The sequence below is a fragment of the Streptomyces clavifer genome (assembly GCF_036345975.1).
In the GTDB taxonomy this organism is placed as follows: domain Bacteria; phylum Actinomycetota; class Actinomycetes; order Streptomycetales; family Streptomycetaceae; genus Streptomyces; species Streptomyces clavifer.
The window spans coordinates 7,341,902-7,355,884 of record NZ_CP107793.1; the positions used below are offsets into that span (position 1 = coordinate 7,341,902).

General features: G+C 69.4%; 12 protein-coding genes and 1 pseudogene. 7 read left to right on the forward strand and 6 right to left on the reverse strand.

Translation table 11 applies throughout. From position 1 onward, the window contains the following. Positions 1–66: 66 nt before the first annotated feature. From OG927_RS31720 to aztB, 5 genes are all read right to left on the reverse strand, one after another. The gene (locus tag OG927_RS31720; protein ID WP_124280238.1) at positions 67–369 is read right to left on the reverse strand and encodes a hypothetical protein; all 303 of its coding nucleotides are present in this window, start codon (positions 367–369) and stop codon (positions 67–69) included. A gap of 258 nt (positions 370–627) precedes the next feature. After that, positions 628–1,821, reverse strand: a complete 1,194-nt coding sequence (gene aztD / locus OG927_RS31725; RefSeq protein ID WP_209471654.1) for a zinc metallochaperone AztD — start codon at positions 1,819–1,821, stop codon at positions 628–630. A gap of 50 nt (positions 1,822–1,871) precedes the next feature. Further along, a complete protein-coding gene (gene aztC / locus OG927_RS31730) occupies positions 1,872–2,825 on the reverse strand; it encodes a zinc ABC transporter substrate-binding protein AztC (RefSeq protein WP_209471653.1) in 954 nt (317 codons plus the stop codon). Next, positions 2,822–4,036 carry a hypothetical protein gene (locus OG927_RS31735; RefSeq protein WP_319102589.1) on the reverse strand — a complete coding sequence of 405 codons (1,215 nt, stop codon included), beginning with the start codon at positions 4,034–4,036 and terminating at the stop codon, positions 2,822–2,824. The genes aztC and OG927_RS31735 overlap by 4 nt, the downstream gene beginning before the upstream one ends. Beyond that, the gene (gene aztB / locus OG927_RS31740) at positions 4,033–4,914 is read right to left on the reverse strand and encodes a zinc ABC transporter permease AztB (RefSeq protein WP_056789096.1); all 882 of its coding nucleotides are present in this window, start codon (positions 4,912–4,914) and stop codon (positions 4,033–4,035) included. Before aztB ends, OG927_RS31735 begins: the two co-directional genes overlap by 4 nt. A 65-nt stretch (positions 4,915–4,979) precedes the next feature. Here aztB and aztA point away from each other — a divergent pair, with 65 nt between their 5' ends. The 7 genes from aztA (at position 4,980) to OG927_RS31775 (ending at position 13,604) form a co-directional block, all read left to right on the forward strand. Continuing rightward, complete coding sequence (aztA, locus tag OG927_RS31745) at positions 4,980–5,681, forward strand: zinc ABC transporter ATP-binding protein AztA (RefSeq protein WP_124280237.1); 702 nt, start codon at positions 4,980–4,982, stop codon at positions 5,679–5,681. Between the two features lie 114 nt (positions 5,682–5,795). Continuing rightward, positions 5,796–7,508: an ABC-F family ATP-binding cassette domain-containing protein gene (locus OG927_RS31750; protein ID WP_124280236.1), complete on the forward strand. Its 1,713-nt coding sequence runs from the start codon at positions 5,796–5,798 to the stop codon at positions 7,506–7,508. A 196-nt stretch (positions 7,509–7,704) separates the two neighbouring features. After that, positions 7,705–8,277: a hypothetical protein gene (locus OG927_RS31755; RefSeq protein ID WP_330321199.1), complete on the forward strand. Its 573-nt coding sequence runs from the start codon at positions 7,705–7,707 to the stop codon at positions 8,275–8,277. A 460-nt stretch (positions 8,278–8,737) separates the two neighbouring features. Continuing rightward, on the forward strand, positions 8,738–9,538 hold the full coding sequence (locus OG927_RS31760) for an alpha/beta fold hydrolase (protein ID WP_056788502.1): 801 nt from the start codon (positions 8,738–8,740) through the stop codon (positions 9,536–9,538). After that, the gene (locus OG927_RS31765) at positions 9,535–10,821 is read left to right on the forward strand and encodes a PP2C family protein-serine/threonine phosphatase (RefSeq protein ID WP_371613279.1); all 1,287 of its coding nucleotides are present in this window, start codon (positions 9,535–9,537) and stop codon (positions 10,819–10,821) included. Before OG927_RS31760 ends, OG927_RS31765 begins: the two co-directional genes overlap by 4 nt. Positions 10,822–11,183: 362 nt before the next feature. Next, positions 11,184–12,074, forward strand: a complete 891-nt coding sequence (locus tag OG927_RS31770) for an alpha/beta hydrolase family protein (protein WP_330321200.1) — start codon at positions 11,184–11,186, stop codon at positions 12,072–12,074. 117 nt (positions 12,075–12,191) lie between these two features. After that, positions 12,192–13,604 carry a carboxylesterase/lipase family protein gene (locus OG927_RS31775; protein WP_330321201.1) on the forward strand — a complete coding sequence of 471 codons (1,413 nt, stop codon included), beginning with the start codon at positions 12,192–12,194 and terminating at the stop codon, positions 13,602–13,604. 193 nt (positions 13,605–13,797) lie between these two features. On the opposite strand, the pseudogene OG927_RS31780 reads toward OG927_RS31775, so the two are convergent. Then, positions 13,798–13,938, reverse strand: a pseudogene (locus OG927_RS31780) (IS5/IS1182 family transposase); the annotation flags it as partial. Between the last annotated feature and the right edge of the window lie 45 nt (positions 13,939–13,983).

Consider the following 13,983-nt stretch of genomic DNA (forward strand, 5'->3'; position numbering starts at 1 on the left):
CGGCTCACCGCTGCCCGCCACGACCACGTCGTGGCTCACCCTGCTGCTTGTGGTCTCACGTGGAGCTCAGTGATCGTCCCAGTGCCCTTCGTGCGAGGCGTGCCGGTGGCCGTCGTGGACGTAGTCGACATGGTCCTCGTGCGGCACAGAGACATGGCCGCAGTCCACTCCGTGCTGGTGCTCGTGTCCCTCGTGCACCGAGTGCTCCGGGTTCACGCACTCGTCCACGTGGTCCTCGTGGGTGCGGTGCAGGTGCTTGTCGTGCGCGTAGTCGATGTGGTCGTTGTGCGGGATCGCCACGTGGCCGCATCCCGGGGCGTGCTGGTGCGCGTGCGAGGTGTGGGGGTGGTGCGCCGTGGTCGCGGACATCTCGCTGACTCCTTGTGGGTGCGCTGCCGTGGGGAGAGCCGGGCTCGCCCGCCGGAGAGGGCACTGCAGACGATTCCGGTGTTCATCGCAGCGTAAGCCTGTCCGGGCGCGGACACCTCCGGACGGGGCTGCCGGAGGTACCGGGTGTCACCCACGGCCACCGGACGTCGCTCCGGGTCCTGTCGGGGGAGGCGCGGGAGCGCGCGAGGCGCACGCTCCCGCCCGGCGGGAACGCGCGCCTCGCGCCTCGGAGCACGGTCAGTGCTGCTTGACGCCGCTCAGCTCGTTGGGAGCCTTCGGCAGTTCCACCGAGGCCAGCTGCTTGCCCGACTCGATGTCGATGGCCAGCAGCTTCTTGCCCGACGGGTCCGAGACGTACGCGGTGTGGTCACGCACGAAGAGCGCCGGGCGGGGCTGCTGCCAGTCCAGCGGCTCCTGCCAGGATCCGAGAGCCGGGATCCTCTTGGTCACCTCGCCCGTTCCGGGGTCGATGACATGGATCCTGCCGTCGGTACCCAGGACGAGCGCCTCACCGTGCGGACCGCGTGCCAGCGAACGGAACGTGTAGCTCGTGCCGATGTCGACGAGCCGCATCTTGCCCGTCTCCGTGTCGATGAGCGACACCTGCTCCGGGCGTTCCAGCTCGGCGTCCTTGTCCTTCTTGTAGTCGCCGAGGACGACGGGGGACTCGTCGGACCCGGCCTGGTTGCCGATCCGGCCGTACTTCGTGGGGCTCTTCACCTTCTTGATGGCGCCGTCCTTGTAGACCAGGACACCGTCCTCGCAGCCGATGACGACCGCCTCGTCCTGCGCGGCGGCCTCCCCGTGGACGCCGGGGCACGCCTCGCTGCGCGTGATCTCCTTGCGGTCCTTGTCCAGTACGGCGATTCCGACGCGCTTCTCCTCCGTACCGAGGGTGGTGACCAGCTTCCCGTCGGCGAGCTGGATGGCGACACCGTGGTGCGGAGCGGCGGAGGTGTACGTCTCGCTCTTCGGCTTCGTGGCACCGAGGTCCTCGGGGTCGAAGACCGTGACCACGCCCGTGCCGTCGGTGAAGAGGATGGTCTTGCCCGCGTGGCGTACGACGTGTCCCGGCTTGCTGCCCTCGAACTCGACGTCGGTGAGCTTCTGCCCTGCCGCGTCCAGCACCTGGAAACCGGTCGCGGTCGACACCATCACATGGCGGTCGTCGCCCGCAGGATTGACCCGGTTGAAGCCCTCCAGCGGTATGTCCTCCGCGAGCTTCAGTGTCGTCCCGTCCAGTATGAAGAGGCCCCCGTCGTACGTGGTGACGATCGGGTCCGCGATCCGGGCGGCCGGCGACTTCGACGCCTTGTCCGTCGTCGTCGCGGCGGACTCCTCGGTGTCGCCTCCGCAGGCGGTGAGCGCGACGGAAGCCGCGAGCAGGACGCTGACGGCAACTGCCGTCCTCGGGCGGGCTACATACTTCATCGTGTGGTTTTCCTCTCCCTTGTTGTCGCTCATGACCGGCGACAACGTGGCTATTCGGTGGTCAGACCCTTGGTGATGGATCTCGTGTTGGCGCGCATCATTTCCAGGTACGTGGCCGCGCCCTTTCCCTTCTCGGTGAGGGATTCGGAGAACAGCGGCACGACGTCGACCTCGATGTCGCTCTCGTGTTTCAGGACCTGGGCCAGTCGGTCGGGTTGCGACGAGTCCGCGAAGATCGCCTTCACGCCGGCCGTCTCGATCGCGGTGGCCAGCGACGTGAGGTCGGATGCGCTCGGCGACGCGAGGGTGGTCCCGCTGGGGATCACCGCGCCCACGATCCGGAACCCGAAACGCTGGGCCAGATAACCGAAGACGTGGTGGTTGGTCACCAACTGGCGTCGCTCGGAGGGGATCGTGTCGAACTGCTTCCGCATCCACGAGCTCAGCCCGGTCACCTGCGCCCCGTAGGCGGACGCGTTCTTCTCGACGACGGCCCTGTCGACTCCCTCCACGTGCTCGATGACCTGATCCGCGATGAGTCCGACGGCCGCGCCGACCCGCTCGGGGTCGGTCCAGAAGTGGGGGTCGGGCTCGTCCGCGGACTCGCCCGCCGTATAGGTGAGCGGATCCACGGCGTCGCCCACCGCCAGAGTGGAGACGCCGGCCTCCTCGGCGGCCTCCACATGCCGAAGGACGTTCTCCTCCAGGCCGAGGCCGTTGTAGACGACCAGGTCGGCCTGCTCGATGGACGCCGCCTGCGGAGCCGAGACACCGAAGGAGTGCGGATCGGCGCCGGCCTGCATCAGCACGGTCACCTCGGCCTCGTCACCGATGATGTTGCGGGTGATGTCACCGAGGATGTTCGTCGTGACGACCACCGAGGGGCGGCCCGGGTCGGCCGTGCCGCAGCCGCTCGCGCCCAGGAGCACCACGGCGGTCAGGGACGCGAGGAGGAGACGCGCGGGCCCTCGGCGCCTGCGTGCCGTCGCGCAGTCGTCGCTCATCGGCCGGTCTCCACCATGTACGTCGGCGCGAAGTCGAGCCGGAAGGTCCGGGCCAGTCGAAGCCGGTCGTTGTAGTCGATCTCGTAGACCTTGCGTCCCGCCGCGTCGTTGACGTACGCGCGGGTGGTGTCGACCTCGATGGCGCCGGGCCCCGCCCCCTCCGCGAGGAGTTCCTTGCGCGCGACGCTCTTCCTGGTGGCGGTGTCGTAGGCGGTGAGCACGCCGTCCTTGCCGAGCGCGAGCAGCGGAGAGCCCTCGCCCGCGGTGTTGGCGGCCGCGACCGGCCCGGTGTCGATGTGCGTCCAGGTGCGGGCGGTGACGTCGAGGACCCAGACGGCGTCCTCACCGGATGTGGCCGCGAGCGTGGTGCTGCCCGCCCGGTGATGGAACTCCACGGCCCGCTCCGATGCCTTGACCGCTGTGCCGTACGGGATCTTCTCGGCCTCGAACGTGCCCTCGTCCTCGCTGACCAGGAGCGCACCGTCGGCACACCCGAAGATCACACCCCTGCGGGTGACGGCCTCACCGCGCTGCTGCGCACACGGCTCGTTCAGTGAGGCGACCCGCGCTCCCTTCCGGTCGCGGACCTCGACGGTGGCACTGTCGGCATCCGCCGCTGTGACCAGCAGATGTTCCTTGTAGGGGACGACCGCCCCGCTGCCCGCGCCGGTCAGCACGCTGCCACGCGGGACGCTTCCGCCCTCCAGCTTCCGGCGGTCGAGGAGCCGGGTGCCATCTACCGTGGAGGAGACCGCGGTGACGGCCTGATCGCTGTGGATGTGAGCGGTGCCCTCCACCGCGATCGGCCCCACGTCGCGTATCGCGGCGCGGTAGTAGTGGACGTGGTCGCCGTGGTCCACCGTCCAGGCGCCGGTGTCCACGACGTGGGTGTCGTCGGTGGTGCTCAGGTAGGCGAACCGGCCGTCGGTGCGCAGCCCTTGTACGCCGTCCCTGTCTTCGAGCGGCGTGATGTCCTCGGTGATCAGATCAAGGACCTTGACCGCCCCGGTGCCCGCGTCGGCGAGCACGAGCCGGGACTGCTGCTCCGAGGCTTCCTCGGCTCCCTCGACGTATCCGTGGGGTCGGGCCGGTGCCGAGGCATTGGAGGGTGTGTCCGAGTGGCCGCCGCTCTGGCAGCCGACGAGCAGTCCGGTGCCGACAAGAGCGGCGCAGGAGAGCGCTGTGGCGGTTCGGGTCTTCCTGGGTGTCATGACGGATGTCCGTTTTCCATGTGCGGGCGGTGGGTCGTGGACGAAGGGGGAGTGGACCGCGCCCACCGGTTGTGGAGGCCGGAAGCCGCGGTGGACAGCAGGAACTGGACGACTGCCGTCGCCGCGATGCTCGCCCCGGCAGCCGTGTGGAGGTGCCACGAGAGCAGCAGGCCGATGAATGTCGCGGTGGCTCCGAGGCACGCGGCGCCGATCATGATCACCGGGATGCGCCGGGCCCATGGCAGCACGGCTGCGGGCGGCGCGATCAGCAGCCCGAAGACCAGCAGCGTCCCCACCACGTGGAAGGACGCCACGATGGCCAGCGTGAGCAGGGCCAGCAGAGCCGCGTGCGCCAGGCGTGGCCGGAGTCCCAGTGTGTGTGCCTTGCGCTCGTCGAACGCCAGCGCGACGAAGGGCCGGTAGCCGAATACGGAGATCGCCAGGGCGATGACCAGCGCGCCCCCGAGGTAGGCGAGGTCGGCCGAACGCACGGCGAGGACGTCGCCGAAGAGGAAGCCGGTCAGGTCGACCGCGAACGACTGGGAACGCGAGACGATGATCACGCCCAGCGACAGCATCCCCACGAAGAGCAGGCCGATGCTGGTGTCCTGCGACAGCCGGGGGGACCGGCCGACGACACTGACGCCGAGTGCCATGACCGCGGCGCTCACGGCCGCGCCGACGAGCAGATTGCCGCCCAGCAGTGAGGCCAGAGCGATACCGGGGAGCATGCCGTGCGACATGGCGTCCCCGAAGAACGCCATGCCGCGAAGAACGACCCACGTGCCGGCCAGGGCGCAGATCAGCGACACGAGAATGCCGCCCCACAGGGCCCGTTGGACAAAGGTCACCTCGAAGGGGCCCATCAACCATTCCATGTCGCCGGACACTACAATGAAAATGATTATCACTACAAAGACGCGGGACGGGAAGAGGTTCTGAGATGCAGCGACAGGTAGGACTCGAAGGGGTGTCGGCCGGTTATGCGAGCCGTGCGGTGCTGGAGCAACTCACCCTGCACATACCGGCGTTCACCACAACGGCCGTGGTCGGGCCGAACGGATCGGGCAAGTCCACGCTGCTCGGAGTGATCGCCGGTGTGATCCGGGCAACAGCGGGCGAGGTGGAGCACCGGACGGCCGGGCGCGTCGCGTTCGTGACGCAGCGCAGCAAGGCGGCCGACGTGCTCCCGCTGACGGTGCGCGACGCCGTGGCGATGGGGAGGTGGGGTCGTCGAGGGCTGTGGCGACGGCTGTCGCGGCGGGACTGGGAGGTCGTGGAGACGAGTATGGGGCGACTCGGCATTGCCTCCCTCGCCCACCGGCAGCTCGGGGAGCTGTCGGGTGGTCAGCGCCAGCGCGCCCTCATCGCACAGGGGTTGGCGCAGGAGGCGGACCTGCTTCTGCTCGACGAACCCACTACGGGCCTCGATGCGACGGCTCAGCGGTTGATCGCCGATGTGCTGGCCGAAGTGACGGAGGAGGGCGTCACGGTCGTCCAGGCGACCCATGACCTCGGGGTGGCCAGGTCTGCAGGGCACCTTCTGCTGCTCCAGGAGGGGCGCCTGTGGGGGGAGGGTGATCCTCGGGAAGTCCTCACCGACGACGTCATCGACGCGGTCTGGCGGCTGCCCCGGCGGGTATGAGGTGCGGCAAGGGGTTGACGAGACGGATCGTCTCGTCTAGCTTACGTGCATCGGCCGGCAGCGGGTGCCCCTCTGTCTGCCGCATGACCCCGCTCACCCAGCAAAGGACTGCTCTTGCACCGTGCTCCCGTCGCCACCTCCGTCACTGCCCCCTCTCCCGCCACGTCCCAGATCGCTCTCGCCGAGGTGACCAAGCGCTACGGCGACCGGCTGGTGCTGGACCGTGTGTCCCTCACCGTCCGGGCGGGCGAGAAGGTCGGCGTCGTCGGGGACAACGGCGCCGGCAAGTCCACGCTCCTCCGGCTGCTGGCAGGACAGGAGTCGGTCGACAACGGCAGCCTGACCGTCACTGCACCGGGCGGGATCGGTCACCTTCGCCAGACTCTGGATCTGCCCGGTGCCGCGCGTGTGGGCGATGCCGTGGATCACGTACTGGGTGAACTGCGCGCCCTGGAGCGCCGTATCCGGGTCGCCGAGACCGGACTCGGTACGGCCGGCAGTGCCGAGTTCGAGCACTACGCCGCGCTGGTGGCCGAGTTCGAGGCGCGAGGCGGGCATGGTGCGGATCGCCGGGTCGAGGTGGGCCTGCGCCGTCTCGGCGAGCTTGCGCCCCTGGACCGGAGGCGCAAGCTGAGCACCCTTTCCGGAGGGCAGCGCTCCCGGCTCGCGCTCGCCGCGACGCTGGCCTCGGCTCCCGAGCTGCTGCTGCTCGACGAGCCGACCAACGACCTGGACGATGAGGCCGTGGCATGGCTCGAAGGACATCTGCGCCGGCATCGCGGCACGGTCGTCGTGGCCACGCACGATCGGGCCCTACTGGAGCGCGTCACCGACACCGTTCTGGAGGTGGACCAGGACCGGCGCACGGTACGGCGCTACGGCAACGGTTACGCCGGCTTCCTCACCGCCAGGGCAGCGGCCCGGGCCCGGTGGGTGTGGGAGCACGAGCAATGGCGCAACGAGGTCGCCCGCCAGGAACACCTCGCCCACTCCGGGGCCGGGCTGCTGGCCGGGATCCCCCGCAAGGGGCCGTGGGCGTTCAGCGGCGCCGGGGCGTTCCGGGCCCGTTCCCGGGCGCACGGCGCACAGAGCCGCATCAGGAACGCACGTGAGCGCTTGCAGCGGCTCACGAAGCACCCGGTGCCGCCCCCTCCGCAGCCCCTGCGGTTCACAGGCCGCGTCGAAGGCACGCCGACCGCCGAGGGGGCGACCATGTCGACGCACCTGGAAGACGTCCTGGTCGAAGACCGGTTGTACGTTCCGTCCCTGGAACTGGCTCCTGGTGGCCGGCTCCTCGTCACCGGCCCCAACGGTGTCGGTAAGAGCACCCTCCTGCAGGTGTTGGCAGGCGAACTGATGCCTGACGCCGGTGTCGTGCGCCGGCCGCGGCGGGTCGGATTCCTGCGTCAGCAGAGTGCGCCCGATGACGCTTTCGACGCCCGGACACTCCTCGCCGCCTTCGCAGCAGGCAGGGAGGGCCGGCCCGAGGATCACGTCGGGGCACTGCTTGCGCTCGGCCTCTTCCACGCCGCCGACCTCGCGGTCCTCGTACGGGACCTGTCCGTCGGGCAGCGCCGCAAGCTCGAGCTGGCCCGCCTCGTGACGGCGGGCCCCCTCGACCTGCTCCTGCTCGACGAGCCGACGAACCACCTGGCTCCCGCCCTGGTGGAGGAGATCGAGGCGGCCCTGGCCTGCTACACCGGCACGCTGGTCGTGGTGTCGCACGACCGACTTCTGCGGGAACGCTTCCATGGGCCCCGCCTCGAACTTCCCGTGGCCGCTGGGGAGACGCGCCGGGAACGGACACGACCGGACCGGCCCTCCTGAAGGGTTCGCACTGCCGAAGCCCGTCGGGACCCGGACCATGGTCCACCCCGATCCTTCCTTCTGCGGTCTTGGACCGTGTCTGCTGAATGATCACCCATGGGCTCAGAATGCCGGATGCTTGTTGACGGAGGGTGGCCACCGGTATAGGGCGTCACGTCTTCCCCGTGGCGGGCCATGACGACGAGGAGTGTCAGCGGTGTTGGAGACCTACCTGTCCTGGTACCGCGAGGGCCGGATGGACGAGTCCGCGTTCCGCGCGGTCACCAACCAATTGGCTCAGTCCGGGCTGACCGTCGAGCACCCGACGCTGGGCTGCGGGATGCTGTTGGACGTCGCGGGGGAACAGGTGAAGCTGCCTGTCCAGCGCATCCTGGAGCTTATTGGCCTGTCGGTCGGGCCGCTCTGCATGCAGTTCTGGATGTCGGCCGACACGGACGTGGTGTGCGATATCAGGTACGTGGCGCCGGACACCCAGGTCCTCACCTTCGTGCTCGGAGGATTGACCGAGAACGAGCGTAAGCAGGCCACGGACGCGGTTCAACGGCTGATCCAGCGGGAGTTGGACAGGACTGTCGCGCTGCTCGTCGATCTGGGCGGCGAAACAACGGACGAGGACGATGACGCGCTGGTCCTGTTTGACCGACTGCCGATGGGCCCGCGCCCGGACCGAGTGCAGTTCCGGACGGACCGGCTCAGCGCCGTCCCGGCTGTTCTTGCTGGAGCAGAGGTGACGGATCTCAGCAACGGGCTGAGTACAGTCCGCTGGTAATGATCATCGGGAAGGTTCGCGAAGCCATCGCTCGGGCGCTGCGGTCTGAAGGACAGCACGGAGAAGCATGTAAAGAGCATCCTTCACTCACGACGTTCCCGGCCGGACCGCCGACCGGAGACTGATGAGTCAGTCAGCGAGTTCCGGACCGTGCAGCGGCCGACCGGTGCACCGACTGCCCCGGTCCGGCCCGCGAGGGCGCGGCCGATCGCGGCCGGCGCCGAGCGGAGCCGCTCGGCCTCCTGCCCCGATGTCGGGTGCCGCTCGACGCGGCGTCCCCTCGATGGGGGAGAGGCCGGCGCCCTGCGCGGGGGGAGCGGCCGCATGCGGCGAGCGGACACCAGGGGTGAAACCGGTGCGGCGACACCTTGCACGTAGACGGTTACTCAGCGGTCACTCCGCTGAGCAGCCCTTCCGGCAGACCGGGCCGTCACGTGCCGCAGGTGTCAGGATGTTCTCTATGGACGTGCGGAAAAGGAACCGGGTGACGGTGTCCGGCCGGGATAGCGGCCCGGTGGTGATGCTCGCCCATGGATTCGGGTGCGATCAGAATCTGTGGCGCCTCGTCGCGCCCGTGCTCGAGGAACGCTTCCAGGTGGTCTGTTTCGACCATGTGGGGGCCGGGCAATCCGACGTGTCCGCCTGGAGCGCGAAGAGGTACTCCACCCTGGACGGCTACGTGCAGGACGTGATCGAGATCTGTCAGGAACTGGACCTCGGACCCGTGACCTTCGTCGGGCATTCGGTCAGTTCCATGATCGGTGTCCTCGTAGCCGCTCGGGAGCCCAAGCTCTTCGACAGACTCGTCCTCCTCACGCCTTCGCCGTCCTACATCGACGACGGTGACTACCGGGGCGGGTTCAGCGAACAGGACATCGGCGAACTGCTCGAGTCGCTGGACAGCAACTATCTGGGCTGGTCCGCGACGATGGCCCCGGTGATCATGGGAAATCCGGAACGTCCGGAGCTGGGTGAGGAGCTGACCAACAGCTTCTGCCGGATGGACCCGGAGATCGCCCGGGTGTTCGCGAGAGTGACCTTCCTGTCCGACAACCGGGCGGATCTCGCCGAAGTGAGCGTCCCCACGCTCATCGCCGAGAGCGCGCGTGACACGCTGGCCCCGCGCGAGGTGGGCGCCTTCGTCCACGAGCAGATCCCCGGCAGCGAACTGGTCACTCTGGACGCGACGGGCCACTGCCCCCAGCTGAGCGCCCCCGAGGAGACGGCCGAGGCGATCATTGCCTTCGTGCAGGGGGCGTGACGGTGCCCCCGAGCTGGGAGGAACCCGACGGATGCTGGGCCGTGGGGGACCGGGACCAGGAGCAGCTGCCGTTCTCCGCCCTGCTGGAGGACAGTGCGGAGGACCTGTACGAGAACGCGCCGTGCGGCTACCTCTCCACCTTGCTGGACGGCCGGATCGCCAAGGTCAACCAGACCCTTTTGCAGTGGCTCGGCTACCGGCGGGAGGAACTGGTCGGCCGCAAACAGTTCTCCGACCTGCTGACCATCGGCGGCAAGCTGTACCACGAGACGCATTTTTCGCCGCTGCTGCAGATGCAGGGCGGGATCAGCGGCATCGCACTGGAGCTCAGGACCGCGGACGGCAGCCGGCTGCCCGTCCTGGTCACCTCCACCGTGAAGCAGGACAGCGACGGGCAGCCGCTGCTGATCCGCACCACCCTCCTGGACGCACGGGACAGGCGCACCTACGAGCGCGAGCTGCTGCGAGCCCGGCAGGAGGCCGATCTCGAACGCGAACGACTGCAGCGCCTCGCCACGACCCTGCAGCGCACCTTGATCCCGCCGGCGCTCGAGCCGGTTCCAGGACTGGAAGTGGCCGCGCAGTACCACTTCGCGTCCCCCGACGAGGTGGGAGGGGACTTCTACGACCTGTTTCCGCTGGCTCCGGGCCGCTGGGGATTCTTCATGGGCGACGTGCGCGGCAAGGGCGCGGGCGCGGCTGTGGTGACCTCTCTGGCGCGGTACACCCTGCGGGCCGCCGCGGTCTCGGACCCCGTGCCGGTCACGGTTCTGGCCAACCTCAACAGCGCCCTCAACCGTGAGTTCCAGGAGGACGAACCGCGCTTCTGCACCGTGATCTTCGGCCTGCTCACCCTGGACGGGGAGGACGTGGGTTTCCATGTCGTCCTGGCCGGTGGCGGCCACCCCCCTGCCGTGCTGCTGCGCGCCGACGGCAGCGCCGACTACCTGCCCACGCCGGGAGGACAGCTGGTCGGGGTCGTGCCGGACGCACAGTTCACCACGGCCGCCGTGGAGCTGGGCCCCGGGGACACGCTGCTGCTCTACACCGACGGTCTGACCGAGGCCCGTACCCCGGACCCGGGTGGACGCTACGGCGACGAAGCGCTCCTGGAATTCGCGCGAGGCCTCGCCCCCACGTCGGCTCCCGGCGCCGTCGAGGCGCTCAACGAGCTCCTGGACTCGTTCGGCGAGGGACTCGACGACGACACCGCGCTCCTGGCCATGGGGGTGCCCCGTGCCGAGCACGAGGACGGTGAGGAGACCGGCGCCGAACGGAGGTGAGCAGGAACTGGCCACCGCGAGTTCCTCGCCGGCCCCTCCGCCTCGGCAGCGGATGCCCTACGGGCGGGCCGGCCGCGTGGGAGGGACCGTGCGACCGCGCGGCGCGAACCATGCGCACCTCACGCCGCGAACCGTGCGCACCGCTCGCCGCGCCGTCCGGCCGGTGCTCCGCCGGCCCTGCGACCGGACTGAGCACGGCATCGCTCCACCGCACTCACGGCTCTCGGCAAGTTGCACAAGCCCTGCCGCCGGTCATTGCCGCGATTGCGCAGAGACGGCCGCCGGTTGCTGCCGCAAAATGCGATCACACACCGAAGTGATCCGGATGAACCATTCGGTTCGCCCTGACGTCAGGAGTCGCCTTGCTGTGGAGAAGAAGCCTGCTCGCCCCGTTGGCCGCACTCACCCTTGTCCTGTCCGTATCGGCGGGCGCCGGTACAGCGTCGGCATCCGCTCCCACGGGTACGGCCGCTGCCACCCCCGGCCCTCCCGCGGCCTCGTCCGCCGGTGACTTCGGCGCCCCGGGGCCCTACGCCACCGCCGTGGAAGTCGGAGCGATCACCACCCTCTACTACCCGCGCGACATCGCGGACAGCGACCGCCGCCACCCCGTGATCGTGTGGGGCAACGGCACCAACGGCACTCCCCTCGCCTACCGGGACCTGCTGCTCCACTGGGCGAGCCAGGGGTTCATCGTGGCAGCCGCCAACACCCCGCAGTCCAATCTCGGCATCTCCATGCGAGCGGGCATCGACATGCTCACCCGCAGGAACGCCGACCCGGGCAGCATCTTCCTCCACCGCGTCGACCTGGAGCACATCGGCGCATCGGGGCACTCGCAGGGTGGTGCGGCAGCGATCGTCGTCGGAGCGGACCCCCGCATCGACGCCATCCTGCCGATCCAGCCCGGCCCGCTCGCCGACATCAACGCAGTGCACGTACCCGCGCTCCTTCTGGCCGGCCAGAAGGACAGCATCGTCTTCCCCTTCCTCGTCAAGGCCTTCTACAACGCCGCCGATCACATTCCGGCTGTCTACGGTGAGCTGCGAGGCGCCGACCACTTCACGGTCGTGGGCGACCCAGGCCCGTTCGCCGCACCGACCACCGCGTGGTTCCGTGCCCACCTCATGGGCGACCGGACGGCACGTACGCAGTTCTTCGGCACCGGATGCGGCATCTGCGCCGATACCGCCACCTGGTCCGACGTCCGTCGGAACGCACTGGCCCTGAGCGTCCCGGCCGCCACTCCGTAACCCGCTCCAGCCGATCACCGACGCCCTGGCAGACGTCGTTCCGGTCTGCCCTCTCCACCGCTTCCCCTGCCGCTCCCGCAGGAAGGGGGAGCGGTTCCTTCTCGTGAGAGGACCGCCATGGACATCATCGCGACCACACGCCAGGGAAAGGTACGAGGCCGTGTCCGGGACGGGATAGCCTCCTTCTTCGCCATCCCCTACGCCGCCGCGCCCTTCGGCATCCACCGGTTTCGCGCTCCCGCGCCCGTCCAGTCCTGGGACGGGGTGCGTGACGCGCTGGAGTTCGGGCCGACGGCCCCGCAATGCCCCTACCCGCCGCCCCTCGACCGGTTGATCCCCGAGGTGGAGATCCCGGGGGAGGAGTGTCTCAACCTCAACATCTGGGCTCCGGCGGGCGAGGACGGGCCGCTGCCCGTGATCGTGTGGATCCACGGGGGGTCCCTGCGCAGTGGCTCCGCCGCCGTGCCGCTGTACGACGGCCGGGCCTTCGCGCGCGACGGCGTGGTGCTTGTCTCGATCAACTACCGTCTCGGGGTCGAGGGGTTCGGAGTGTTTCCCGACGCCCCCGACAACCGGGGCCTGCTGGACCAGATCGCCGCCCTGACCTGGGTGCGGGACAACATCGCCGCGTTCCGCGGAGACCCCGGACGCGTCACGGTGTGCGGTGAGTCCGCCGGAGCCGTAAGCATCGCGGCCCTGATGGCCGGAGCTCGTGCGGCCGGACTGTTCCACCGGGCTGTCCTGCAGAGCGGCGCACCGCAGACCGTGACGCGCGGCCAGGGCGCGAAGACCGTGAGGGCGATGGCGAAGAGACTGCGGGTGCCGGCCACGGCGGAGGAGTTCGCCGCCGTGAACCGCGAACGACTGCTGGACGCGCAGGACGCGGTGGTCGGCAGAGCGAACCCGATCAGCGGCGGGCCGGGCTTCCACATCGTCGTCGACGACGACGTGGTACCGGCCGACCCCCCGCTCCCGTCGGTCGACCTCCTGCTCGGCTGCAACCGGGAGGAGTACCGCTTGTGGTTCGTACCGAGCGGAGCGCTTGACCGCGTCAACGGGCTCACGCTCCGGCTGGCCCTGCTGAAATCGCGGATCTCCGGCCGGGTCGCGCGGTTGTACCGGGCGTCCCGGCCGGGGGCGAAGCCAGGTGTGATCCTCGGTGAGATGGCCACGGACTTCCTGCTGCGCGGGCCCCTCAACCGGCTTGCCGACTCCCGGCCGGCCCGCACGTACCTCTACGAGTTCGCCTGGCGTTCCCCGGTCATGGAACTGGGGGCGTGCCACGCCCTGGAGATCGGGTTCGTCTTCGACAACCTCCGCCGCGGTGAGACGCTGACCGGGCCGGACGCCCCTCAGCCGCTGGCCGACGCCATGCACCGGGCCTGGGTCGCCTTCGCCACCACGGGAGATCCGGGCTGGCCCGCCTGGGACGCCCGCCGCCCGGTCATGGTCTTCGACCATCCGCACGCGGGGACCGTGCTCGCGCCGCGCCAGGAGGAGCTGGAGGCCTGGCTCCAGCTTGATCTTTAACCTCGGAGCCCGAACGAGTCCTCGTACTTGATCACTCGGGTTGGTAACTGCCGTACGTGCAGGCGGCCTTCGGCTGAGCATGTGATCCGACCAAGGAACACACAACGCTCAGCACGAAGGCCGTGGGGATGAGTCTGTCGCATCATGCTGTCCGGCAGGATCCGTTTGCGGGACTGTCGGCAGCGCCCGTGGTGTCCGCCAGCGGCAGACACCACGGGCGCCCTCCACCAGGGCCGTTCCCACCCCGTTCCCGTACTACCCTCACCAACTTCTCGTACCGGCTCATCCGCAGGCCGGTGAATGTCTCCACCGACAACGGCTCAGCCGGCAACACCCCACCCGTACAGGAGGAATGCCCTAACTCAGGCGTTCTGCTACA

Coding starts and splice junctions, on each gene's coding strand:
- OG927_RS31775 (WP_330321201.1), top strand. CDS start 12,192: ATGGACATCATCGCGACCACACGCCAGGGAAAGGTACGAGGCCGTGTC.
- OG927_RS31735 (WP_319102589.1), bottom strand. CDS start 4,036: ATGACACCCAGGAAGACCCGAACCGCCACAGCGCTCTCCTGCGCCGCT.
- aztB (WP_056789096.1), bottom strand. CDS start 4,914: ATGGAATGGTTGATGGGCCCCTTCGAGGTGACCTTTGTCCAACGGGCC.
- aztC (WP_209471653.1), bottom strand. CDS start 2,825: ATGAGCGACGACTGCGCGACGGCACGCAGGCGCCGAGGGCCCGCGCGT.
- OG927_RS31760 (WP_056788502.1), top strand. CDS start 8,738: ATGGACGTGCGGAAAAGGAACCGGGTGACGGTGTCCGGCCGGGATAGC.
- aztA (WP_124280237.1), top strand. CDS start 4,980: ATGCAGCGACAGGTAGGACTCGAAGGGGTGTCGGCCGGTTATGCGAGC.
- OG927_RS31720 (WP_124280238.1), bottom strand. CDS start 369: ATGTCCGCGACCACGGCGCACCACCCCCACACCTCGCACGCGCACCAG.
- aztD (WP_209471654.1), bottom strand. CDS start 1,821: ATGAAGTATGTAGCCCGCCCGAGGACGGCAGTTGCCGTCAGCGTCCTG.